Source organism: Timaviella obliquedivisa GSE-PSE-MK23-08B (assembly GCA_019358855.1).
GTDB classification, from domain to species: domain Bacteria; phylum Cyanobacteriota; class Cyanobacteriia; order Elainellales; family Elainellaceae; genus Timaviella; species Timaviella obliquedivisa.
On sequence record JAHHII010000001.1, the window covers coordinates 166,223 to 190,095 of the forward strand.

Annotated in this window: 19 protein-coding genes; 13 read left to right on the forward strand and 6 right to left on the reverse strand. The window is 49.4% G+C overall.

What is annotated here, in order from left to right; all coding sequences use genetic code 11:
* The first annotated feature begins 1 nt into the window (after position 1).
* The 10 genes from rimM (at position 2) to KME11_00815 (ending at position 10,682) form a co-directional block, all read left to right on the forward strand.
* Positions 2–598, forward strand: coding sequence for a ribosome maturation factor RimM (rimM, locus tag KME11_00770; GenBank protein MBW4513739.1), 597 nt, complete (start codon positions 2–4; stop codon positions 596–598).
* A 311-nt stretch (positions 599–909) separates the two neighbouring features.
* A complete protein-coding gene (locus tag KME11_00775; protein MBW4513740.1) occupies positions 910–1,755 on the forward strand; it encodes a hypothetical protein in 846 nt (281 codons plus the stop codon).
* Between the two features lie 92 nt (positions 1,756–1,847).
* Complete coding sequence (locus tag KME11_00780) at positions 1,848–2,216, forward strand: rhodanese-like domain-containing protein (protein MBW4513741.1); 369 nt, start codon at positions 1,848–1,850, stop codon at positions 2,214–2,216.
* Between the two features lie 115 nt (positions 2,217–2,331).
* Positions 2,332–4,125 (forward strand): ABC transporter substrate-binding protein, encoded by a 1,794-nt coding sequence (locus KME11_00785; protein MBW4513742.1) that lies wholly within the window; start codon positions 2,332–2,334, stop codon positions 4,123–4,125.
* Positions 4,126–4,160: 35 nt separating this feature from the next.
* Complete coding sequence (locus KME11_00790; protein MBW4513743.1) at positions 4,161–5,960, forward strand: ABC transporter substrate-binding protein; 1,800 nt, start codon at positions 4,161–4,163, stop codon at positions 5,958–5,960.
* A 78-nt stretch (positions 5,961–6,038) separates the two neighbouring features.
* The gene (locus KME11_00795; GenBank protein ID MBW4513744.1) at positions 6,039–6,605 is read left to right on the forward strand and encodes a thylakoid membrane photosystem I accumulation factor; all 567 of its coding nucleotides are present in this window, start codon (positions 6,039–6,041) and stop codon (positions 6,603–6,605) included.
* A gap of 356 nt (positions 6,606–6,961) precedes the next feature.
* On the forward strand, positions 6,962–8,893 hold the full coding sequence (locus KME11_00800) for a tetratricopeptide repeat protein (GenBank protein MBW4513745.1): 1,932 nt from the start codon (positions 6,962–6,964) through the stop codon (positions 8,891–8,893).
* A gap of 212 nt (positions 8,894–9,105) precedes the next feature.
* Positions 9,106–9,630 carry a rhomboid family intramembrane serine protease gene (locus KME11_00805; GenBank protein MBW4513746.1) on the forward strand — a complete coding sequence of 175 codons (525 nt, stop codon included), beginning with the start codon at positions 9,106–9,108 and terminating at the stop codon, positions 9,628–9,630.
* A 45-nt stretch (positions 9,631–9,675) separates the two neighbouring features.
* On the forward strand, positions 9,676–10,338 hold the full coding sequence (locus KME11_00810) for a DUF3386 domain-containing protein (GenBank protein ID MBW4513747.1): 663 nt from the start codon (positions 9,676–9,678) through the stop codon (positions 10,336–10,338).
* Between the two features lie 104 nt (positions 10,339–10,442).
* Positions 10,443–10,682 (forward strand): NifU family protein, encoded by a 240-nt coding sequence (locus KME11_00815; GenBank protein ID MBW4513748.1) that lies wholly within the window; start codon positions 10,443–10,445, stop codon positions 10,680–10,682.
* Positions 10,683–10,753: 71 nt separating this feature from the next.
* On the opposite strand, the gene KME11_00820 is transcribed toward KME11_00815, so the two are convergent.
* Positions 10,754–11,101: a hypothetical protein gene (locus KME11_00820; GenBank protein ID MBW4513749.1), complete on the reverse strand. Its 348-nt coding sequence runs from the start codon at positions 11,099–11,101 to the stop codon at positions 10,754–10,756.
* Between KME11_00820 and KME11_00825 the strand changes: the two genes are divergently transcribed.
* Positions 11,100–13,334: a glycoside hydrolase gene (locus KME11_00825; protein ID MBW4513750.1), complete on the forward strand. Its 2,235-nt coding sequence runs from the start codon at positions 11,100–11,102 to the stop codon at positions 13,332–13,334. The two genes, KME11_00820 and KME11_00825, sit on opposite strands and share 2 nt — an antisense overlap.
* On the opposite strand, the gene KME11_00830 is transcribed toward KME11_00825, so the two are convergent.
* Complete coding sequence (locus KME11_00830) at positions 13,331–16,630, reverse strand: DUF4912 domain-containing protein (GenBank protein ID MBW4513751.1); 3,300 nt, start codon at positions 16,628–16,630, stop codon at positions 13,331–13,333. The two genes, KME11_00825 and KME11_00830, sit on opposite strands and share 4 nt — an antisense overlap.
* Before the next feature lie 161 nt (positions 16,631–16,791).
* Here KME11_00830 and KME11_00835 point away from each other — a divergent pair, with 161 nt between their 5' ends.
* Positions 16,792–17,202 carry a hypothetical protein gene (locus KME11_00835; GenBank protein MBW4513752.1) on the forward strand — a complete coding sequence of 137 codons (411 nt, stop codon included), beginning with the start codon at positions 16,792–16,794 and terminating at the stop codon, positions 17,200–17,202.
* A gap of 39 nt (positions 17,203–17,241) precedes the next feature.
* Here KME11_00835 and KME11_00840 read toward each other — a convergent pair whose 3' ends face one another.
* Together KME11_00840 and KME11_00845 are read right to left on the reverse strand one after the other, a co-directional pair.
* Positions 17,242–17,940: a DUF4079 domain-containing protein gene (locus tag KME11_00840; protein ID MBW4513753.1), complete on the reverse strand. Its 699-nt coding sequence runs from the start codon at positions 17,938–17,940 to the stop codon at positions 17,242–17,244.
* Positions 17,941–18,063: 123 nt separating this feature from the next.
* Positions 18,064–18,555 (reverse strand): DM13 domain-containing protein, encoded by a 492-nt coding sequence (locus tag KME11_00845; protein ID MBW4513754.1) that lies wholly within the window; start codon positions 18,553–18,555, stop codon positions 18,064–18,066.
* Positions 18,556–18,874: 319 nt separating this feature from the next.
* Here KME11_00845 and KME11_00850 point away from each other — a divergent pair, with 319 nt between their 5' ends.
* Positions 18,875–21,055: a glycosyltransferase gene (locus KME11_00850; protein MBW4513755.1), complete on the forward strand. Its 2,181-nt coding sequence runs from the start codon at positions 18,875–18,877 to the stop codon at positions 21,053–21,055.
* 6 nt (positions 21,056–21,061) lie between these two features.
* Here the strand turns inward: KME11_00850 and mnmG are convergent, their stop codons facing one another.
* Together mnmG and KME11_00860 are read right to left on the reverse strand one after the other, a co-directional pair.
* A complete protein-coding gene (gene mnmG, locus KME11_00855) occupies positions 21,062–22,963 on the reverse strand; it encodes a tRNA uridine-5-carboxymethylaminomethyl(34) synthesis enzyme MnmG (GenBank protein MBW4513756.1) in 1,902 nt (633 codons plus the stop codon).
* 120 nt (positions 22,964–23,083) lie between these two features.
* Positions 23,084–23,848, reverse strand: a complete 765-nt coding sequence (locus KME11_00860; protein ID MBW4513757.1) for a Uma2 family endonuclease — start codon at positions 23,846–23,848, stop codon at positions 23,084–23,086.
* Positions 23,849–23,873 lie beyond the last annotated feature (25 nt).

The following is a 23,873-nucleotide window of genomic DNA, read 5'->3' on the forward strand; positions in this document are numbered from 1 at the left end:
TATGGACGACTGGTTAAAAATTGGAAAAATTGTGGCTGCTCAGGGCTTGAAGGGTGAAATGCGAGTTTATCCTGACTCTGACTTTCCTCAACGGTTTGAGCAGCCTGGAGAGCGCTGGCTGTTGCGCCCTGGAGCAACAGAACCCGAAAAGGTTCAGCTTGTTTCAGGGCGATCGCTAGCCGGTAAGGGGTTGTATGTCCTCAGCTTTGCAGGGGTCAATAGCCGTGAGCAGGCAGAGGCATTACGAAATAGCTACCTCGTAGTGAAAGAGAGCGATCGCCCTCCGCTGGAGGAAGGCGAGTTTCATGTGATGGATCTGATTGGGTTAGAAGTTTTTGATCAAGCCAGTCAAGCCAAAGTCGGCACAGTCACCGATGTCTTTGCAGCAGGAAACGACTTGTTGGAGGTAGCACTGACAAGATTAGGGGGATCAAAAGTGTTGGTTCCCTTTGTAGAAGCGATCGTTCCTGTCGTTGATTTGCTCAGTCGCCGCATTGAAATCACGCCACCCTCAGGGCTAATTCCAGCGCCAACTGAGGAAGAGAAACCTAGCCAATTCAGTAATGCCAATCTAGAAAAGGAAACGCTGGAAAAATAGGGACATGATCAAAACCTGGTAAACCCTACTAGATAGACTAATCTACCCGAACAATCAATATAGTGTAAGTCTTGTTACCGTGGGCTGACTGGCAACAAAATGGCGATCGCTTGAAAGGCAAGAGATGATAAAAACTTAGTTGTAACAACTTCCACTTGACCGAACTTTAAACTCCTGAGAACCGAACCTTCTCTCAATAAGGAATTCTCGATCGCCTCTGTGAAGCATAGTTCATAGACCGCTCTAGACTAGAAACTTTCGTCATGGTTTAGAGGTCTATCTCTCTACTACCAGACAATATGAGAACTTCTATGAACCTTAAATCGATCGCCCTTGCTACCTTAATTGCCATTACTGCCGCTGCTTGTGGCGATCAAACCAAGGCTCCTACTCCCCAAGCCAATAATTCCCAGCCTCTCGTTCAACCCCAAGTGCCATTGGGCGGCAAAACTGAAGCTCAAAAGCCAGTTTCAAGTATCCCCGTTAAACCGTCACAAAGTAATACTCCAGGCAGTCAGAACTTGGGTAGAGGTGTCGCATCCCAGCATCCTACCGAGCTACCGTCTGATACACCCATTGCGCCTCCTCCTAAAATTGAAGCTCGTAGTACCTCAGAAGTACCCCTCCGTCCGGCTACAGACTCAGCTAACGGTGCGAAGCTAGGCAACATCGAATATCGTTCCTCGGAAACTACGCCCGATGCCGAAATTGAGCAGGCAATTGTAGAAAGCCTGGATGGCGATCGCATTGCTTTACAACAAACCCGCTATTACTACGATCGCATTGATCTAAACGGCGACGGCAAGCCCGAAGCTTTGGTTTATTTGAGTGGCTTCTACACTTGCGGCACGGGCGGTTGCAAGATGTTGGTTTTAGAACAGTCGGGACAACGGTATCAAGTAGTTTCTAAAATGACCCTAGTTAACGCCCCTGTGATTGTTTCTTCTGAAAGGTCAGCAGGTTGGAATGATTTGGTGCTGGAAGTCGCAGGTGGTGGCACAGTCAAACACTATGCCCAGATGAAGTTTGATGGCAGCACTTACCCTGTTAATCCTTCTACTGCGCCGGAAGTTGCTCCTAATACTATTAACGGTACGGCTGTCCTGAATGATAGTGTTACGGCGGATGGAGGTATTGCATTACAAGGAGAAGGGTAACCTTATACCTTCGTCAAGGTTTCCTCAACAAAATTTTGCATTTCTTAAGGATTGTTGTTAGATTGCAGGGATATCCCTCCTCCCACATCCTCATGAAACTACTGTTTGGCATTATTCCAACCCCAACGCCGCTAAAGCCCAAGTCTCGTGTTTATGATCTGAAAGCTCGGTTAGACTGGGGCGAGCCTGCTCTGACCATTATTGATGTGCGCGATCGCCAGGAATTTGCGGTCAACCATGTGATGGGTGCAGTCAATTTGCCAATGGCTGAACTTGTAGAGCGAGCGTCAGTTAACTTTGAGTTGACCCGTGATCTGTATGTCTGTGGTGATACGGACGAGGAGATTGCCGTAGGAGCCGCAAAGCTACGGGCTGCGGGATTTAGAAGCGTTTCAGAGGTACAAGGTGGCTTGCCCGCTTGGAAAGCAGTTGGATATCCGGTTGAAGCGGGCAGATCCTAAACTGATTAGCTCCTCAGTCGATCATTGATCAATGGATCATGAACAGATCAAGAATTATTGAAGGCTTAAAGCCCGTCTGCTCTATTATTCAGGAGAACTGGATAGGAAAGAAAAGATGGGCTTTGATTTGTTAAGGAGCTTCAAAGGCAAGCTAAGTGTAGGAATCATAGCAGTTGTAATAGGGATGGCGATCGCGTTGACAGGCTGTAATCTCAGCATTCGTACTGCCGCCGCCCGCATGCCTCAGTTGGTCTTTGCCAGTCCTAGTGATCCTTCCACCTTTAACTATCCTCTCAATGACTCATTGTTCAGCCTATTTGTCTACGGCTACCTTTACGAGGGGTTACTACGCGAAAACGGACTGACCCGCGAACTAGAGCCAGTTCTGGCAGAATCTTGGAAAATTTCGGACGATAAGCTGCGAGTTGAGTTTACCCTAAAAAATGGGCTGCAATGGTCGGATGGACAGCCTTTGACGGCAGACGATGTGATGTTCTCCTTTCAAGAAGTATATCTTAACCCCAAGATTCCAACGTCGGTTAGAGATATTTTGCAAGTAGGCGACAATGGCGCGTTACCCACTCTTCGGCAAATTGATCAGCAGCGCGTTGAGTTTAGAGTGCCAGAACCCTTTGCGCCTTTTTTAAGAAATGTAGGCGGACTGCCGATCCTCCCTGCCCACATTTTGCGAGAGTCTACTCAGCAACAGGACAGTAAGGGCAACCTAAAGTACCTTTCTACGTGGGGCACCGATACCGACCCCCGAAAAATTATTGCCAACGGCCCTTACGTCATGGAGAGCTACACCTCGGGGCAGCGGGTGATTTTTCGGCGAAACCCCTACTACTGGCGCAAAGACGCAGCAGGACAGCCCCAGCCTTACATTGAGCGAATTGTGACCCAGATCGTGGGTTCAGAAGACGGGCAGTTATTGAGCTTTCGCTCAGGGGATTTAGATGAGTTCTCTGTTAAGCCTGAGTCTTTCCAATTGATGAAACAAGAGGAGAAACGCGGCAAGTATCAGATCTACAATGCAGGGCCCGAAACTGGTTCTCGGTTTATTACCTTCAATCTTAATAAGGCAAAAAATGCTAAAGGACAACCCTTTGTAGACCCGATTCACTCGCAGTGGTTTAACAATCTGGCTTTTCGCAAGGCAGTTGCTCATGGGATCGATCGGGAACGGATGAGAACTAGCATTTATCAGGGTATTGGTGACTTACAAAACTCTCCCCTTGATAGCAAGAATCCTTTTTACCTGTCTCCAGAAAAGGGGGGTAAGGCTTATGATTACGATCCAGAGTTATCTAAAAAACTTTTAAAGGACGCTGGCTTTCAGACGAATGCTAAAGGTGAATTGTTGGATCAGTTGGGTAACCGCGTGCAGTTTGTACTACTGGTGAAGTCTGAGGAAAAATCGCGGGTCAGCGCTGCGGCACAGATTCAGCAAGATCTGACCCAACTGGGCATGAAGGTTGACTTGCAAATTTTGGCATTTAACTCGGTTCTTAAAAGGCTGATGAGTCGCAACTGGGAGTGTTATGTTGGGGGTTTTGGCGGGGGCGGTGCTGACCCGCACAGCGGTTCTAACATCTGGAGAGTCAATGGTTCGGCTCATCAATTTAACCAGGGTCCCGAACCTGGAGAGCCACCTATTAGCGGCTGGGAAACGAGCAAGTGGGAGCAGGAGATCGATCGCCTCTTTGCCGCAGGTGCCCGAGAGCTAGACGATAGCAAGCGAACAGTATTCTATAACAAGTATCAACAAATTGCTCAAGAACAACTGCCGTTTATCCATCTGGTTAACCCTCTGAGCTTGGATGCAGTCCGCGATCGCATTCAAAATATCAAGTTCTCTCCCTCTAGTGGAGCCTTCTGGAATCTGTATGAGTTGAAGGTGGCAAATTAAAATAGATACTTCTGCATTGACGAGGGTTTTTCATAATGGGTTCTGTATTTCTTAGGCTGCGCCTCAGGTGGCAATATTTAGGTTGGCAACAGGCGATCGCCCTCATTCTTCTTTGTCTTCTCACCTTGCCCCTCACTGCCTGCGACATCAGCAACTTTCGCACCCGATCGGCACAGGCATCTCGGCTAGTCGTTAGCACCCTCAGCGATCCCAAATCCTTCAACCCCATCACCGAATCGAATGAAGTAACAGGAATGCTGTTTGATGGGCTGCTTTCTACCAATGGAGTCACGGGCAAGTTAGAGCCAGGATTAGCAGAATCTTGGGAAATTTCGCCTGATCAGCGCACCATTACCTACAAGCTGCGGGAAGGGCTGAAATGGTCGGATGGCGTGCCTATGACCGTGGATGATGTCGTGTTTTACTACAACAAAATTCTATTTAACGAAAAAATTCCTAATAGCTCGGTTGATTTATTTCGCATTGGCGAGAAAGGGCTGTTCCCAATTGTGCGTCAAGTGGACGATCGCCGCGTAGAATTTATCTCTCCTGAACCCTTTGCCCCACTCCTCCGATTTGCAGGCGGCAGTGTTTTGCCCAAACACGCCTTAGAAAAATATGTGACTCAAGTGGATGACGAAGGCGTACCGTTGGTTGCCTCAGTTTGGGGAACCGACACTGATCCGAAACAACTAGTGGGCAATGGCGCTTACGTGTTGAAAAGCTATGAACCCGGACAGCGCCTGATGTTTGAGCGCAACCCTTATTATTGGAAAAAAGATCCCCAGGGTCAGCAGTTGCCCTACATTGATCAGTATGTGGTGCAGGTGATTGAGTCTACTGATGCTTCTCTTAGTCAGTTTCGGGCAGGTGGGTCTGATGTAGAATCCATTACCCCTGAGTATTTTGCGCTGATGAAGCGGGAGGAGAAACGAGGAAAATTCAAGATTTCTAATGGGGGCCCGGCGCTGAGTTCTTTGTTTGTGACGTTCAACCTTAACCAAGGCAAGCGTAACGGCAAGCCTCTGATTGAGCCGATTAAATCCCGTTGGTTTAACACGCTGGACTTTCGTAAGGCGATCGCCCACGCTATCGATCGCCCTAGCCTCATTAACAACATCTACCAGGGTTTAGGCGTGCCCCAGCATTCGCCCATCTACATTCAAAGCCCCTACTATTTCCCGCCGGAAAAGGGTTTGCCCACCTACGACTACAACCCCAGCAAAGCCAAGGAACTGCTTTTGGGGGCAGGCTTCAAATACAATGCTGCTAGCCAGCTTGTCGATGCTGAAGGCAATCGGGTGCGCTTCACCATGGCAACCAATGCAGGCAATAAAGTGCGAGAAGCCACAGGGTCGCAGATTAAATCTGACCTGGCAAAAATTGGCATCCAGGTTGATTTTCAGCCGATCGCGTTCAATACCCTGGTCGATAAGATGAGTAATACTCTCGATTGGGAAGCCATCATCATGGGGTTGGGTGGAGCCGGAACTGAGCCAGATGGTGGTAGAAACGTTTGGTCGCCCAATGGGCGGCTGCACTTTTTTAATCAAATTCCTGCACCGGGACAAGCGCCTGTTGAAGGTCGCCAAGTTGCAGACTGGGAAACCGAAATTGGTCGCCTTTACATTCAGGGTGGGCAGCAGCTAATTGACGAAAAGCGCAAAGAAATTTATGCCCAAATTCAGCGGCAGGCACAGGCGCAGGTGCCGTTCATCTATTTGGTCAATCCGCTCTTGTTGTCGGCAGTGCGCGATCGCGTGCAGGGTGTTAAGTTCTCTGCTTTGGGCGGCTCGCTGTGGAACCTTCCAGAGCTAAAACTTACAGAAGAATAAGACCCGAAGAACCCGAGGGCACAGATGTCAGGGATAATGGCAAGAGCAGTTCTCTTACAGAAATCCTTAACGAGTCCGATGGTGTTTTCAAGAATTAGGTCTATTTGGCAAACCGCGATCGCCCTCAGCGTCGCCCTTTTCCTCAGCTTTCTCTTCATCAGCTTTCCTGCCGGGGCAGTCCTGACCGATGATCACTTCGATGGCAATATTTTCCCCCTATATGCAGGCAATGGCTCTCTAGTTCCCCCTAGAGTTAGCCTAGTTGAAACTTTGCGGGAGCATAGACCCGCATTGCTGGTTTTTTATGCGGATGACAGTAGCGATTGCAAGAAATATGTTTCTGTTGTCTCCTACCTGGACTCCTTCTACGGTCGGGAGGCTAACTTTATTCCAGTGATTGTTGATGCGATCCCGCTCAAGTCTAGCTATGCGCCCACTGAAGCAGGCTATTACTACAAGGGCTATTTGCCCCAAACTGTTCTGCTCGACCAATCAGGTAAGGTGGTGCTAGATGCTGAGGGTGTGCTGCCGTTTGAGCAAGTTGATGATGCGTTTCGGGAAGTGTTTAACCTGCTGCCTCGCACTGAGTCTGTTGAGTTAAGACGACGACCTGTAAATGAGGTCAATACAGAACTCACAAATTAATTCCTTTCTAGAGAATTAAGAATTTCTACAGTTGCATCTTAAAACACCTGTGGTCTTGGGTCATTAGGGCTGTCTATAAAAGGTTTTCATAAATCAAGGTCTTAAGAAACCTAAGGGGCGATCGCCCCATTGATTTTTATCACAAGGCAGCCCAAGATACAAAAGTCGAACTAGGATTAAGTGTAAATACTGGTTAATCAGAGCATCGCATTGCTGGTGAGGAATCTGGAGGGGTGATAGAGTACATAGTGCATCTACGATCCATGCTGGTAAGCATACGTGTCAGTCTCAGGCAAAGACTCTAAACCCATCCAGGGCTTGATGGATAGAAGAAATTTGATGAAGCCAATGTAAACATGAGTCTCTCATTGCCCCAAAGCAGTTCAGAAATTCCTCTGGGCGGACGTTACAAAATTATTAGCCATCTCGGTGCAGGTGGATTTGGTCAGACTTTTCTGGCAGAAGATCTGCATTTGCCAGGGCATCCTGTTTGTGTGCTGAAGCAGCTTAAGCCCGAGATCAGCAACGACAATACCCTTCAAATGGCGAGACGCTGCTTCAACACTGAGGCAAAAGTTCTCTATCAGCTTGGCATCCACGAGCAAATCCCTCGGTTGCTGGCTCACTTTGAGCAAGACAAAGAGTTTTATTTGGCTCAAGAGTTTATCGAAGGCAATTCTTTAACTGAAGAGTTAACTGAAGGAAAGGTTTGGTCAGAAGACTACGTGATCAATCTGCTGAAGGAGATTCTTCATATCCTCAGCTTTGTTCATCAACAGCAAGTGATTCACCGCGACATCAAGCCGTCTAATTTGATTCGCCGTAAAAAAGACGATCGCATCGAACTGATTGATTTTGGAGCGGTTAAGCAGGTTGGCACGCTAGAAGCGATCGATGCAGAAAGCGGGCTCACGAATGTCACGATTTCGATCGGCACGAAAGGATACATGCCCAGTGAGCAGTTGGCAGGCAAGCCTCGCTTTAGCAGTGATATCTACGCTGTAGGCATTCTAGGCATCCAGGCACTGACTGGGGTACATCCTCGGCACTTTGAGGAAGATACTCAAGGCGAAATTGCCTGGCATCATCGAGTGGCTCAGGTTAGTCCTGCCTTAAGGGCAGTGCTCGATCGCATGGTCAACTATGACTTTCGATCGCGTTATCTCGACGCTCTAGAAGCTCTGGAAGCCTTAGAAGTCCTAGAAACTCTAGAAACGTTGCCGCTGCCAGCATCGGCAGTGCCCAAGACGGCAGGCAGGTTGAATTCGGCAACTGTTTTGCAAAACTTGACTCAGTTTCAATCTAAAAACGGCTCTACTGGGAGAGCCTCTAGGGGCAAGTCGGTAGAGCCACAGGGACAAGACGACGAATCTCCAGCCACTGCCATTTGGCTGACAGCCAGTTCAGAGAGTGGTGTCATGGAGCGCTCTGATTTAACGCATTTAACCACCCACGCGATCGGTCGATCGCGCCCTAGCACTGTCTCTACTAGGGTTGCTAGAGCAATGGGCGCTAGCGCTGGATCTGATGCTACGTCTATGATGGCTGAGGATAACGATCATCGGCGGCAACAGGCTTGGATTGGGCTTGGAGCGATCGCCCTGTTGGGTCTTGCTTACACCCTAGCCCAACTGTTTGTGCCCAACTGGAGCGAGCAGTTTTTGAACCCCGCCCAAACGCCTGATGCGCTCGCTCAGACTGATAAGGACGCGCTGACACCCGAAGAGCAAGCGATCGAATTCTTAAAACAAGCCAATCTAAAAATGCAGGCAGGCGAGTCCGCTGCCTCGTTGAAGCTGTACGACAAGTCGCTTGCCCTTAAAGCCGACTCCCCTGAGGCGAATGCAGGACGATGTGAAGCACTCAATCATCTCAACCGTCCTGATGAGGCGATCGTTTTTTGCAACGATGCTCTGGCATACAAGCCCAACTACTCTCAAGCTCTTTGGAGCAAGGGTAATGCCCTCTTCCTTCAGAAACGGCAATTTGAGGCGCTCAAGCTCTATGAAGAAGTGACGGAACGCAAGCCAGAGTTTGCCCCTGGTTGGGTAAGACTGGGTATGACTTTGCAAGCCCTGGGACGCTCTGCTGAAGCGCTGAATGCATTAGACAAAGGGATCGCGCTTTATCGCAACTCTGCTGAAGCGTGGGGAGCAAAGGGTAAAGCTTTGCTAAATCTGCAACGCTATGAACAGGCAGTGATTGCGTTTAATAAGGCGCTTCAGATTCAGCCTGACGATCTTCAGTGGCTGAAGCTAAAAGAGCAAGCGCGATCGCGCCAAAGATAGTAAACCCTACAGGAGCAAGAAGAACCCGCATTACACAAGGCATCTATCCACTCATTGGGCATCTCTACACTGTAGAAATACCAATTCTTTTATTATCTAGGGGTGACATTGTGTTAGAACAATCAGCGCTGGCAAATCCTTTGCTCGGCAGTCTTACCTCTCCAAACAATGACCTTAGTGGTTTAGGATATCGTACTACTGTACTACACGATATTTTAATCGTAACTTGGGGCTTGAACCTGATTAACTGGGTTTTTCTAGGCAATGCGCTCCATTGGTTTGGGCTGCGCCCTAGAACCTTGGTTGGATTGCTGGGCATTGTCTTTAGTCCATTTCTGCACAGCAGTATCGTGCATTTGTTAGGAAACTCTCTGGTTTTCTTTGTGCTGGGGTGGATGGTTCTCTATCGGGGTTCCGCTGATTTTGTCATCGTTACGATGATTGTGGCATTGGCTGAAGGGCTGGGCGTATGGCTATTTGGGCGATCGGCTAACCACATCGGCGGCAGCGGGGTCATCTTCGGCTACTTTGGCTTTTTGCTGTTTGGCAGTTTTTTTGACCAAGACTTGACGGCGCTAGTTTTATCACTGGCAGTGGGCATTTTCTACTGGTGGATGCTGCCCGGCATCATGCCAAGTGACGATCGCAGCATTTCCTGGGAAGGACATCTGTTTGGTTTTTTAGGTGGCGTAGTAGCCGCCCAACTTTTGCCTTTGATTCGTGGCTTTTATATCTAAACTAGAAGGTGACGCAATTAAGGCAGATGCAATTTAAGGAAGACTATGACAGAAGCAAAGGGAAATGACCAAGCCCGTGAGATTTTTCGGGCGGCTTACGAAAACCGCTATACCTGGGATCATAACTTTCCAGGCTATACTGCCGATGTGAGCTTGAAGCGAGGAGATGAGGTTTATACCGGGCAAGTGCGCCTACCTGCTGATGGAATGAAGGCAGAGGTCACGAATGTAGCTGATGAGCAAGCTAAAAAAGAGATTGCTGAGCAGGCTTGGGAAATTGGGGTTCATCGCGTGCGGCGCACCTTTGAGCAAACCCACGGACAAAATGTATTCAAGCTAGGCGAAACTGATAAAACGGGCGCTGTAGAAATATTTGTAGAAGGAAAGGCGATGGGCGATCGCTACAAAGTCCGCGATAACGAAGTGTGCTTAGTTCATCGCCACATTGGCAATGTTGTCGTGACCATTAACACCTACACTAGCCACAAAACGGGCGAAGGCTACCTTTCTCACCGCTATGACTCGGCTTACCACGATGCGGCAACAGGCGAAGCTAAGGGCGAAAGTGACTTTGAAGATACCTACGAAAAAGTAGGAGATTACTACATTTTGACCAAGCGACTCATTTGCTCAACTCAAAATGGAGAAGACGTAACTCACGAGTACAGCTTCTCCAATGTTCGCTTGCTTCAGCCTGCGATCGTTTAAGGCGGGTATTACGGCTGCTGTAGATAAACGGCTGTTCTAGATATAAACGGCTGTTCTAGATATAACCTACAATTGATGTAACGCGATTTTCTGCAAGGTGAACTATGCAAACATTGGAACTCACGTCTGAAAACGTGGAAAAGGTTTTGGATGAAATGCGCCCCTACCTGATTTCAGATGGTGGCAACGTGGAATTGGTGGAGTTGGAAGGTCCAATCGTAAAGCTACGGCTTCAGGGCGCTTGCGGCTCTTGTCCAAGTTCGGCAATGACGTTGCGAATGGGGATTGAGCGGAAGCTACGGGAAACGATCCCTGAGATTGCTGAGGTTGAACAAGTTTTTTAAGGAATCTTAAGATATCTGGGTTCTAGGTCACTGGGTGATACTGGAACTGTAGAGTTTAGAGCAGGGAGAACTTAAGGTTTTTCCTGCTTATTTTTTGCTAAGGGAGTTGCGTGAAAATAAAACACCAGTGAAATGCATTGACTTTTCAGCCCCCTAAATCCCCCATTCTGGAGCAGGACTTCCGAACCTTTCAAAGTCCCCCAGAATGGGGGATTTAGAAGGCGGTTCAGGGCGTTATTTAATTGCAACTCCCTAATTATGGCAGTTTGAGGTACGCATAGGGGTGCTGCTCCTGCGATTTTCCATAGCGGATGACGATCGCCCAGCGATCGCCCAGCGATCGCCTGAGTGATTCGGCAGCGATCGCTTTTCGCCAAGTTATGACCAGATTTTTGTCGTTTTTCTTGATCTTGACTCATGCCGCATCCTCTTTATGTCGCTTTCATTTGGCATCAGCATCAGCCGCTTTACAAGAGCCGCCTAGCGGGAGAATATCGCCTTCCTTGGGTGCGATTGCATGGTACGAAGGATTATTTAGATTTGGTGCTGATGTTGGAGCGGTATCCGAAGTTGCACCAAACGGTAAATTTGGTGCCTTCGTTGATGATGCAAATTGAAGATTATGTAGCAGGAACAGCGTTTGATCCCTACCTATCATTGGCGTTGATGCCGACAGAGATGTTAGAGCGGCAGCAACGACGGTTTATTGTTGAACATTTTTTTGATGCTAATTATCGGACGTTGATTGCGCCCCATCCGCGCTATGCCGAACTGTACAATCAGCGGCAAGATAAAGGTCAGGATTGGTGTTTAGAGAATTGGACTTTGCAGGATTTTGGAGATCTGCTGGCTTGGCACAACTTGGCGTGGATTGATCCCCTATTTTGGCATGACCCAGAAATTGCTCAATGGCTAGAGCAGGGTAAAGGGTTTAACTTGAGCGATCGCCAGCGCATTTATTCCAAGCAACGCGAAATCCTCAGCCGCATCATTCCTCAACATCGCCTGATGCAAGAAACAGGACAGCTTGAGGTCACTACGACTCCTTATACTCACCCCATTCTGCCGCTGTTAGCCGATACTAATGCTGGACGAGTGGCAGTACCCAATATGACCTTGCCCCAGCAGCGCTTTCAATGGGAGGAGGATATTCCTCGGCATTTGAGCAAAGCCAAGGTTATGTACCAAGAGCGATTCGGCTGCAACCCTAGGGGGCTATGGCCTTCTGAACAGTCGGTTAGCCCGATTATTTTGCCCTATGTTGCGGAACAGGGTTTCCAATGGCTGTGTTCTGATGAGGCGGTTTTGGGCTGGACGACGCAGCATTTCTTCCATCGAGATGGGTCGGGGACTGTCGAAGATCCAGAGTTGCTTTACCGTCCGTATCGTCTCAACACGCCCAACGGTGATTTGTCGATCGTCTTCCGCGACCACCGCTTGTCTGACCTAGTAGGCTTTACCTACAGCGCTATGGAGCCGCAGAAGGCAGCAGCAGATTTGGTAGGACATTTAGAATCGATCGCCCGTTCTCTGAAACATCATCAGCTTGAACAAAGCACGGTTTTAGAAAATCCTTGGCTGGTAACGATCGCCCTGGATGGCGAAAACTGCTGGGAATATTATGCGCAAGATGGTAAGCCGTTTTTAGAATCGCTCTACCAAAAGTTGAGCGACCATGACACTGTTGAACTAGTGACGGTTTCAGAGTTTATTGAGAAATTTCCGGCAACCGTGACCCTGCCGAGCGATCGCCTCCACAGCGGCTCTTGGGTCGATGGCAACTTTACGACTTGGATTGGTGATCCCGCCAAGAATCGCGCCTGGGATCTGCTAACCACTGCTCGCCAAGTATTAGCCAACCATCCCGAAGCCACTGAAGAAAATAATCCTGATGCCTGGGAAGCGTTGTATGCCGCAGAAGGCTCGGACTGGTTCTGGTGGTTTGGAGTGGGGCATAGCTCTAACCAAGATGCCATGTTCGACCAGCTATTCCGCGAACATTTGGCGGCTTTGTACGAATCTCTGAATGAACCTGTCCCTGTCGAAATTCGTCGCCCTATAGAAGTTCACACCGCCCAAGGTGCTCACAACCCTAGCGGCTTCATTCACCCTATCGTGGATGGCAATGGCAATGAGCAAGATTGGGATAAAGCCGGGCGCATTGATATTGGCGGTACTCGGGGCACGATGCACCAAAGCAGCACTGTTCAGCGCCTCTGGTATGGGGTCGATCACCTCAACCTGTATTTGCGCCTGGACTTTAAGCCTGGAGCCAAGCCCGGAGCCGATTTTCCGCCTGAGCTTCATCTGCTTTGGTTTTATCCCGATCGCCAGATGAAGAATAGTCCCGCCCCGATCGCCGAACTGCCCGACGAACTACCTGTCAGCTATCTATTCCACCACCATCTGGGTGTTCATCTCACAACTCAATCAACCTGGTTTCAAGAAGCCGTCGAGAATTATCAGTGGCACTCACGCCCCACTCGCGCCCAGGTTGCTTTCAACACCTGCCTAGAGATTGCCTTGCCTTGGGCAGATCTGCATCAGGTCGAACCAGACTGGGCGCTCCGTCTAGTTGTCGTTTTAGCCGATGAGGGGCGCTACATCGGATCAATTCCAGAAGATTCACTGCTTTCCATAGATGTTCCTTAAATTCCCCAGTTACCCCACTCGTCTTGTGCTTCTTCCTTCGTATTGGTATTGCGGGAAGGAGTTTCACGTTTGAAGTTGAGATGGACAGAGCGATTCTGTTCGCCATCGGCGGCGATCGCCATGATTGGGAAATCTAAAACGCCATCTTGGAAGGATAGTTGAATTCGGAAGGTGCCATCTGGGTTAAGTTGAATCGGCTGACCGCCAATGGTTAACTTTGCATCTGGTTCAGTGGCACCGTAAACGATGAGTTCGGCATCGGCTACCAGCCAGAACTGGCGAGGACGAATAGGTGGAATAGAGGCAAAGCCAATCCCCGACATCATGCCAATTCCTGACATGCCAATCCCCGACATATTCTGCCCTGACATCATCCCAATACCTGACATCCCTACTCCCGACATGCCCATTCCGATTCCAACCCCCGACATCCCTACTCCTGACATGCCCATTCCGATTCCAACCCCCGACATCCCTACTCCTGACATGCCCATTCCGATTCCAACCCCAGACATCCCCACTCCTGACATGCCCATCCCGATTCCAATCCCCGACATCCCTACTCCCGACATGCCCATTCCAATTCCAACCCCAGACATCCCTACTCCCGACATGCCCATCCCAATTCCAACCCCAGACATCCCCACTCCCGACATGCCAACGCCTGACTGTGTGACAAATGAGCTAACCGAGGGAACCTGTTGCACAGAGCCAAAGATAGAGCCTGCGACCCGCTGAGCCTCGGCAGCCTGAGCTAAGTGATAGGTGGTGGGAATGGTTTGGAAAGTGCGGCTGCTTCTAGGAGGAGAGAGTTCTAAGAAGGTTTTGTCTTTAAGAGTGTCATCCCAATTCAGGGTTATTTCCTGATCATCCACCCAATCGGAAGGATAGACAGGTGGAATGCGGATGGGGAGCGATCGCGCCAGCAACAACCACTGACCATCGGCAGTCAGATAACCAATCTCGGCTCGATAATCGCGATCGCTTACAGGCACTGGCAAGTACCAATCGCGCGCAAACTCTTCGCACTCAAACTGCTGCAAGCTGTGAGAATTGGTCACCGTCAGGTCAATATCGGTCACATCATAAAGCCGTAACGCCAACCGTGTACCGCCTTGCCGCCGCACTTCTTCCCGGTGCGACTGAGGCACATCCCAGTAGGCATAAGCCCAATGAGGATCACGAGGGATCAGAACAATCTGGCTTTCACCATAGCCATCGGGCAGGTCAGGCAGACCTACATCAACTGCTGCTAGTTCTTCGCGGGTTAAGTCGTTTTGCCCCACGTCAAACCTGGCAGCTTCGACAGCAGATTGAGCATCGTCTAGGGTGGCTGAAGGGGGCTGGACTGATTGAGAGGACGGTGATAGAGAGGACGGTGATGGAGAGGACGGTGATGGAGAGGACGGTGTAAAACGAGAAGTAATAGCGGCTCCTGCGATCGCCGCACCCGCCACGCCCGTTACATCCGCCAAGTCAGTATTCCAAAGAGGTTCTTCACTTGCAGATTCTTCAATAGGTGTTGGAACAGAAGCTTCTGCTGCTGACGTTTCCATCTCAATGGGAACCTCAGCTATAGGCTCCTGCACAACAGGCTCCTGCACTACGGGTGATACAGGTTCTTCTACTTTAGGCTCTTGTCCCACGGACGCTTCTACTAAAGGCGCTTGCGCAGATCCTTCAGTCTCTACTACCACTGCCTCAGGCGTAGACTCTTCAGGCAGAGGTGCTTCGTCGTCCCAAGGATTCGCTTCAACAGGGACATCTCTTCGAGGAATTGCCGACAGACCCGCGATCGCAGCGGCTCCAGCCGCTGCACCCATTGCTAACCCACTGACTCCAAACCTCTGAGATTCCTCACTTGCAGGCACCTCTCCTGAAGGCTCGCTTGTCAAAGGCTCGCTTGTCAAAGGCTCGCTTGTCAAAGGCTCGCTTGTCAAAGGCTCACTTGTTGAAGACTGAGTCGTCGATGTTTCTGGATGATTTCCACCATTCACACCATTAATTGCCACCCGATCGGCAGAAATAACCGATCCGGCTCTTTCTGCCAAACCCGCTCCATCAGTTGTGTTAGGAGGAGGTTCCACACTGACTGACTCTGTAGGTAACGGAGAGGTCGTTGCCTGAACCGAGGTGCGGCGGCGCTTAAGCCACCATCCCAGCAACAAGCCCAGTAAGGGTAATAGCAACCATCCTAACCAGGATGGTGTGTCTGCCGAATCGGGAGGTAGGGTGGCGACGGGCGCAGGTGCCTGGGTGACAACAGTATTTGGGTCAGTATTTGGGTCAGGAGTGGCAACAGCATTGGGATCAGGAGTGACAGAGGCTACTAGAGGCTGATCTGCTGGGGAAGTTCCTGCTGCTGGGGAAGCCCCTGAATTGGTTGCGGGGTCAGATGCGATCGCAGCAGCCTGTGCCGATCCGATGGCGGCTTGTCCTATGGCAGCCGTTGCCAGACCCAAGAACGTGGCTGCTGCTGGGCTGGGTGCAGTGCCCTGATAGACATACGCAAGCGGTTGGGAAAAAGGATAGCGTTGGTCAGAGGGCAGAACATCGTGCATCGGTACAATGCGCGCGCCTGGATAATCTTCTGGGCTAGCGTTTGGGTTGGCGATCGCGTAGCCAATTCCATCTGAGCCTAATTCTTTTAAGACCGTTGCTGTCGTATCATCAGTAAGCTTGACAGCGCTGGTTGCCGACTCAAACGGGCGGTTCTTAAAGACAGGATAGCGGCTGAAGGCGGTGCGAGTATCGCTGGAAACAGGGCGATCGACCACTCGAATAGCACCGGGAGCGCCTCCCACTTGTGACCAGTCTGTAATTTCGCCACGGAAAATTTGGGCAAATTGTGAGGTCGTTAAACTGCCTTGAAAAGCATTCTCTTCACCCACCAAGATCGCAATTTTGTTGCGACTCACGGGAATTTCTACCAACCCCTGAGCCTTTTCAGCATCGGTCAAAGGACGACCGATCGCCGCTAAGTCAACGTTGCCAGCTAACAAAGCCTGAATGCCTTCATCAGTTCCGGTGTATTTCACATCAACCGTTGTTCCTGCATACTGACTCTCAAACTTTTGTTTAAGCGCAGTATTGGCGATCGTCATGCTAGTAGAACCCTCAATTTTGACGGTTGTCTCAGGCGACACCGAAGGTTGCAGTGGGAAAGGAGGGGTAGATTGCGCTAAGAGCGGACTCGTCAACAGAGGCAGACGATTTGCTAAAGCTTTGGGCACTCCTGCAACTGAAAGCAGCAGAGCCAACGTCAATACAGAGGAACTTCTTTTTTGAAAGGTCATAAAGAATATACAGGCGAAATTTAGATAGCTCTATTAGCAGTTAATTTTTGCACAAGGTCATTGTAAAAAAGTTAATTTTTACACATCAATTTGCGAACTAATTAATTTTCCGTCTATTTTGATAGCGTTATGGGCCGCTTTCCCTTCGTGTCACGCTGTATATGACTCGCCCCGAAGACTTACCCAAAGAATTACTACCAGATTCTCAAACCCAATTTCAACAGCAAGTTCTTAGACTGCATCAGGTTACAGTGTATAGCCGCTGGTTGTTTGTCGCCCTGCTTTGGCTGTTCATTGCTCCACTTTGCTTGTGGCATTTACGCTCTGAAATTGAGCTATGGCTCGATTATTTTACCTGGACGGCTGTCCGTTATACGATCATCTACAATCGGGTTGCCTCGATTGGACTGGCGCTCTGTGTGGCTTGGACAATGAGCGTTTTACTGTGGCAAAGCCGTAATATTGTGCAAGGAATTTCGGCAGAGGAATGGCGATCGCTAGAAAAACAGGTTCTCAGAATTCGCCAACAAGGTAAAAGTCATCCTCTTTGGAAATGGGTTTGTAAACCCTAAAAACTGCTGGCTTGGGCGGGGATTTAATAGAACTAGAATTTATGGCGGACAAATCAATTTTGTAAAATCGCACTTATAGAGATGAGTTTGTTGCCAACTGAGCGGAATTTCTAACAAGTCGCGAGTTCCGGTGAAGGCTTGCCCCACAAACAGCAACAGCGCAATACAGTTAAGTACGATGTGAATATTGCGCCAGCGATTTGTCCGATCTTGGTAGATGTCAGGAAAAATGGCAAGGGAAAAAATCATCAGCATTGCTGCGGCAATGCCGTAGTAGTAGTGCGAGACATACCACTCGTAGCCCCGTCGAAAGACCTCGGGTTGGCAACCCAGCAAAATCAGCCCCATGCTTGTTAATGAGGCAAAGATTCCTCTCCAAAGTTTGGGACGCGCCTGGTTGAGAATGACGAGAGAGGCGATCGTCAGGGGGAAAAGCAAGACCACGAAGGTAAAGCGAGTTGCGTCTTTTGTCCAGGTTTGATCGGGGATCATTTTGGAGAAAATAGGATGCGCTACTCCAATTAACACTAGCCCCACGACTGAATTGCTAAGCCATTGCCCTAACTTAAGATGTTCAGAACCGACGTTAGACGGAATTTTTCCTTTGGTGCCGTCTGCTGCTTTAAGGCGACGTTGGCGGGTTTGCCAAGCGTAGTTAACCACTATGCCAATAATAGGAAATACAAAAAAGATGGCGATCGCCGGATGAACTAACCCTGCAATATCTTTCGCGCCCATATCAAGCCTCTTCGTCTCAAAAGTGTTCTCGTTCCCAGCATTCATGCTTCCAGCAGGTGCTTTTGCGAAATCACAAAAGCACCTGCTGGAAGCATAGCGCAATCAATACTTATAATGATCCACTTACAATGAAGTAAAGGGTGCGTAGCCGAACGTAGCGTTAAATTGACGACACCAGATTACCGCTGATTGAAAGTTGGCTAAGTCTACATCATCGGGAATGGCATAGCGCTGTTCGCCTTTAACGCTTTGTAATCTGCCCAAACTAATATAGTTCTGCGCATCATAAGTTTGGGGCATTTGATCTCGGTGCAGCAACACAAATAAATCGGGACCTTCATCCGACTTAAACGCTTGATCAAACACCAAATAACGCTTGCCGTTTTCTGTCACAATCCTCGCTGTGCCCTCAGTTGGATGCTCGGAGGCAACGAATTGACCGGATTGAGCTACCGGAGATGCAGCAAATATCTGCGGTTGAGTTGGGTTTGAGATCACAGACGAGGGGGTGACTGCCTCTGTAGGCTGAAGGGCGGCTTCATTTCGAGTGCAAGCTATGGTAAGGGTAGCAACAGCGACGATCGCTCCTAGCGTCAGGTACTTTAATGTCATCATGATTCAATTTCCCTAGTTCAGTTTTTAGTTAATTCTTCGTGTATCTCTCGGTTCTATTACAGCCGTAAGTAAACTTTAAGCAGTCAGGTTAAACCTAGAATGATTTTTAGCTGAGAAATAAAAGGAAAATTTTCGCTCGTTTTCTCAGATAATTTTCATCGGGTTCTCATCTTGATTTGAGAGCTTGAGAATTTGATTAAGGACAAATTTAATGAGAACAACCCCCCTCGACCGCCCTACCGATCCACCCGGCGATCGCTCCAGCCCAGCGCTGTCTCGACCTAAAAAATTTTTACGTCCACAAGCTGCTACTTTAGTCATGCTGGCGGTAATTGCGGTATCAGGGGCGATCGCGGCTGCCTGGTTTGCCGGACAAGGGAACATTCTCAAAATTTTTGCTCATCTCAACGAAATTCAGCAAAGCCCGCCCCTGTGGTTAGAAGTGCCCATGGTAGCCGGAGAATTTCTTGTTTTTCCGACCGTGGCACTGTTCTTAATTGTGTTAGGGGTGATGAAAGCCTCACCGCGACCCAAAGATTGGTCGCGGGTGGTAGTCGTTACAATTTTGCTGTTCCTGACTATTCGCTATTTACTGTGGCGATCGGCTTCTACACTTAATGTCAGCACGCCTCTAGATGGAGTCGTTAGCCTGGGATTATTTTTCCTAGAGCTATTCATGCTGCTAAGCAACTGCATTCTTATGTTTTTGATGCTACGTGTTCCCGATCGTCGTCGTCAAGCTGATCAAGTTTCTCTAGATGTGATGACGGGCACGTTCACGCCTACGGTAGATGTTCTGATTCCGACCTACGACGAACCTATGTTCATTTTGCAGCGGACAATCATGGGCTGTCAGGCGTTAGATTATCCTTGCAAAAAAGTTTATTTGCTAGATGACACCCATCGTTCTGAAGTTAGGGCATTAGCAGCAGAGTTGGGCTGTGAATACATTTCTCGTCCTGATAACAACTACGCCAAAGCTGGGAATTTGAACCATGCGATCGCCCAGACGACAGGCGAACTCATCGTCGTGTTCGATGCTGACTTTGTCCCGACTACAAACTTCCTCACCCGCACTGTTGGCTTTTTTCAAGATGCTCAGCTTGCTCTGGTTCAAACGCCCCAAAGCTTTTATAACCCAGACCCGATCGCCCGTAACCTCGGCTTAGAAAATGTTCTAACTCCCGAAGAAGAAGTCTTTTATCGCCAAATTCAACCTATCCGCGATGGGGCTGGTAGCGTGATTTGCGCAGGCACCTCTTTTGTCATGCGTCGCAGCGCCTTAGCCGCCGCTGGAGGCTTTGTCACCGACTCTCTTAGCGAAGACTATTTTACTGGCATTCGCATTGCCGCTCAAGGCTATCGACTGATTTATCTCGACGAAAAACTTAGCGCTGGATTGGCTGCCGAAAATATTACTGCCCATGCTATCCAACGCCTTCGTTGGGCAAGAGGCACGCTGCAAGCCTTCTTTATTAAAGCCAATCCTCTTACCATTCCAGGGCTCAACCTGGTGCAACGCTTAGCGCATTTAGAAGGTTTACTGCACTGGTTTACCAGCATTTCTAGGATCGGGTTTTTACTGGTACCGTTAGCGTATTCTTTTTTTGGTGTCATTCCCATTCGAGCCAGTACTGCTGAAATTCTTTACTTTTTTCTACCCTATTACCTGGTGCAACTCTCGGTGTTTTCCTGGCTCAATCATCGATCGCGTTCTGCACTCCTTTCAGATATTTATTCATTGGTGCTATGTTTTCCCTTGGCAGTAACGGTCATACGGGTAATGCTTAATCCGTTCTCACGAGGGTTTAAAGTAACGCCTAAAGGGACGGCAAGCGATCGTTTTTCCTACAACTGGAGATTGGCTTTACCGCTGCTCATTCTCTTTGTTGCCTCTGCCATTAGCCTTTGGATTAACTTTGGCAACTGCATGATTCAAGGCGGCTGGACAGAGGGCTACGATACTTCTTCTAAAGGGCTCGGCTTGGGCTGGATTTGGAGCATCTACAACCTGGTTATGATTGGTACAGCGCTATTGATTCTGCTAGATGTACCCAGACCTAGCCCCTATGAATGGTTTGATCTGCGGCGGACGGTGCAACTTAACTTAGGCAATGCAACATTCTGGGGTGTTACTACCATGATTTCGGAAATTGGGGTGGAAGTTGCCCTAACTCAACCAGGTTTCCCGGAACTAGCAACAGAAAGCTTACCGCTTACTTTGGAAATTTTAGAACATGGTCTCTCTATCGCAGGACAGGTGATTCGCACTGACTTTAGTCACGAGTTTCCAACGGTGCGCGTCATATTTCAGCAACCCAATTTAGAACAACAGCGACAATTAGTCAAAATACTATTTTGTCGTCCAGGTCAGTGGAAGCGGCGGCATACGCCTGGGGAGTTCCAGTCGATCTGGATTCTGTTTCGAGTGCTGTTACGTCCGCGTGTATTGTTCGATCGCCATGCTGATGTTAATGCAGTTTCGGTCGCGCAGATTTAATAGTTGTTATTGCACTGCCATCTGCCGCGATCGCACTTCTAAATGAACTAACAGCGCATTCACATCTGCCGGGTTTACCCCGCCAATTCGAGTCGCCTGCCCAATGGTGAGAGGCTTGACCTTCGCCAGTTTTTCACGGGATTCCTTTGACAGGGTGAGGATGGCGGCATAGTCTAAATCAGCAGGCAAAGCCCGGTTAGCCTGACGCGCAACCTGGTCTATTTGGGCTTGTTGGCGCTGAATGTAGCCGGAGTATTTGATATCGATTTCTGCGCCTTCGCGCTCGGATTGAGTGAGAGACGGATTGCTAAGACGATAGCGATCGAGATCAACGTAATGGAACCCAGGGCGACGCAGTAAATCGGCAAGGGTAACGGAGCCTTTGATCGTTTGCTGCGTATCCGCCGCAATTTGTTGCCCAATGGGATCGTGTTCCTTGACGCGCATTTCGTGAAGACGCTCTTTTTCAGCAATAATGTTGGCTTGTTTGTGGGTAAAGAGTGACCAACGGCGATCGTCAATTAAGCCGACCTCACGCCCCAAGGTTGTTAAGCGTTGGTCAGCATTATCCGATCGCAACAGCAGCCGATATTCCGACCGAGAAGTCAGCATTCGATAAGGCTCTCGCAGGTCTTTAGTACAAAGATCATCTAGTAAAGTACCCAAGTAGCTATATTCACGGGGGAAGATGATCATTTCTTGTCCCTTAACCATTCGGGCAGCATTGATCCCTGCAACTAGACCTTGTGCCGCTGCTTCTTCATAGCCTGTCGTGCCGTTGACTTGCCCTGAACAAAACAGCCCTTCTACCTTCTTTGTCATCAGGGTGGGATAGCACTGAGTAGCGGGCAGATAATCATACTCAACGGCGTAGGCAGGACGCAGCATCGTGCAGTTTTCTAAGCCGGGGAGCGATCGCAGCATTTGCACTTGCAAGCGCTCTGGCAACCCAGTCGAGAAGCCTTGAATGTAAAGCTCTGGAATATCTCGTCCTTCTGGCTCAATAAAAATCTGGTGGGATTCTTTGTCAGCAAAGCGAACGATTTTATCTTCAATGCTGGGGCAATAGCGAGGGCCTTTAGAATCGACCCAGCCGCCATAGATGGGCGATAGGTGGAGGTTTTCGCGGATGAGCCGATGGGTTTCGGGGGTGGTGCGCGTGAGGTAACAGGGCATTTGTTCGCGCTCGACCCACACTTCGGGGTCGAAGCTAAACCAGCGCACTTCGGCATCGCCGGGTTGGGGTTCGAGATGGGTGTAATCAAGCGATCGCCTGTCTACTCTCGCCGGGGTGCCAGTCTTCAGCCGCCCGGTTTCAAAACCCAAACGGTTTAAAGTTTCTGTCAGTTCAACAGCCGCAAACTCTCCAGCGCGTCCAGCAGGCATGGACTTATTGCCCACCCAAATAACGCCGCCCAGAAATGTTCCCGTCGTTAAGATCACCGCTTTGCACTCAAACGCCACCCCAAAGTAGGTTTTAACGCCAATAATTTCCTCATTTTTACCCAATACCAGATCCGTCACCATCCCTTCTCGGACGCTGAGGTTAGCTTGATTCTCGACAGTAGTTTTCATGACTGCCGCGTATTCCCGCTTGTCGGTCTGTGCCCGAAGCGCCCACACGGCCGGACCGCGCGAAATATTCAGCACCCGCTTTTGCAGATAGGTACGGTCTGCCACTTTACCAATTTCGCCGCCTAGCGCATCGACTTCGTTGGTAAGCTGAGTTTTGGCAGGACCTCCTACGGCTGGGTTACAGGGCTGCCAGGCAATTTTATCCAAGTTAAGGGTCAGCAAAAGTGTCCGGCAGCCTAATCTTGCCGCTGCCAGGGCAGCTTCGCACCCAGCGTGTCCCGCGCCAACGACGACAATGTCAAAGGAGTCTTGAAAATCTACAGGGGATGTCATGGCGGCTGGGGCTACGGTGTCTCTCCTACAGATTTTAGCGTTAGCCATGAGCAATGCGATCGCCGCTTAATCGATTCCAGCAAGATTTAGGAAAAGAGGCAAAGCTTTTGGGATGTAAGCTCAAGCGATCGCATCGGGATCAATGCCCTGTTTCCTCAATGCTTCTGCTAAGCGATCGGCGCGTTGCCGTTCTGTCTCAGCACGCTGCCGCTCTGTCTCAGCACGCTGTCGTTCTATCTCAACCTGTTCTAATGCCCAAGGCAATAATCTCGCCTCAGCATCCCACCAGCGCAGCCAGTAGCCAAAACGCCCTTCTTTTTCACCACGCCAAGCGCCCAAAAATAGCTGTAGCTCTTCAAACCAGTGGAAGCCATTTTCATTAGGCTGCTCTAGAGTGTAATGACCAGATTGTAAGCGGTAGACTTCCAACAGTCCCGATTCTGGCTCAAACACAATATAGGTAGGCACCTGCAACACTTGTTCATAAAAGAACCACTTTCCGACAGGGGGAATTTGGCGAATAGAATATTCACCGCCATCTGTGGCAGAGAGAAATTCCATCACAATGCTGGGGATGTCTCCTTCTAGTTTTGGAGTGTAGGTTTTGCGATCGCTCTGGGGTTTAAGAACGCTGGAGACATAGAGCCAATCTGGGGCTTTAACAGCCAGTTCACCACCGACTGTGGCACATAATCCAAAATTGGTGGCGATTAAGTTTTCAGGTTGAACGCGCTGTGCGATTTCTAAGCTTTCACTCAAGGCTCCAGCAATCAAAGGTTGGGTTGTATTGTCCACAGGTAAATGATCAAGTTGAAAGTCGGCTGGGGGTTTTTCCCAGGAGATAACCAATTCGGGTCTTTTCTTAAGGGGGGGAGTGGCGACCATCAGAGTGACCTCCAATTGAGAATGT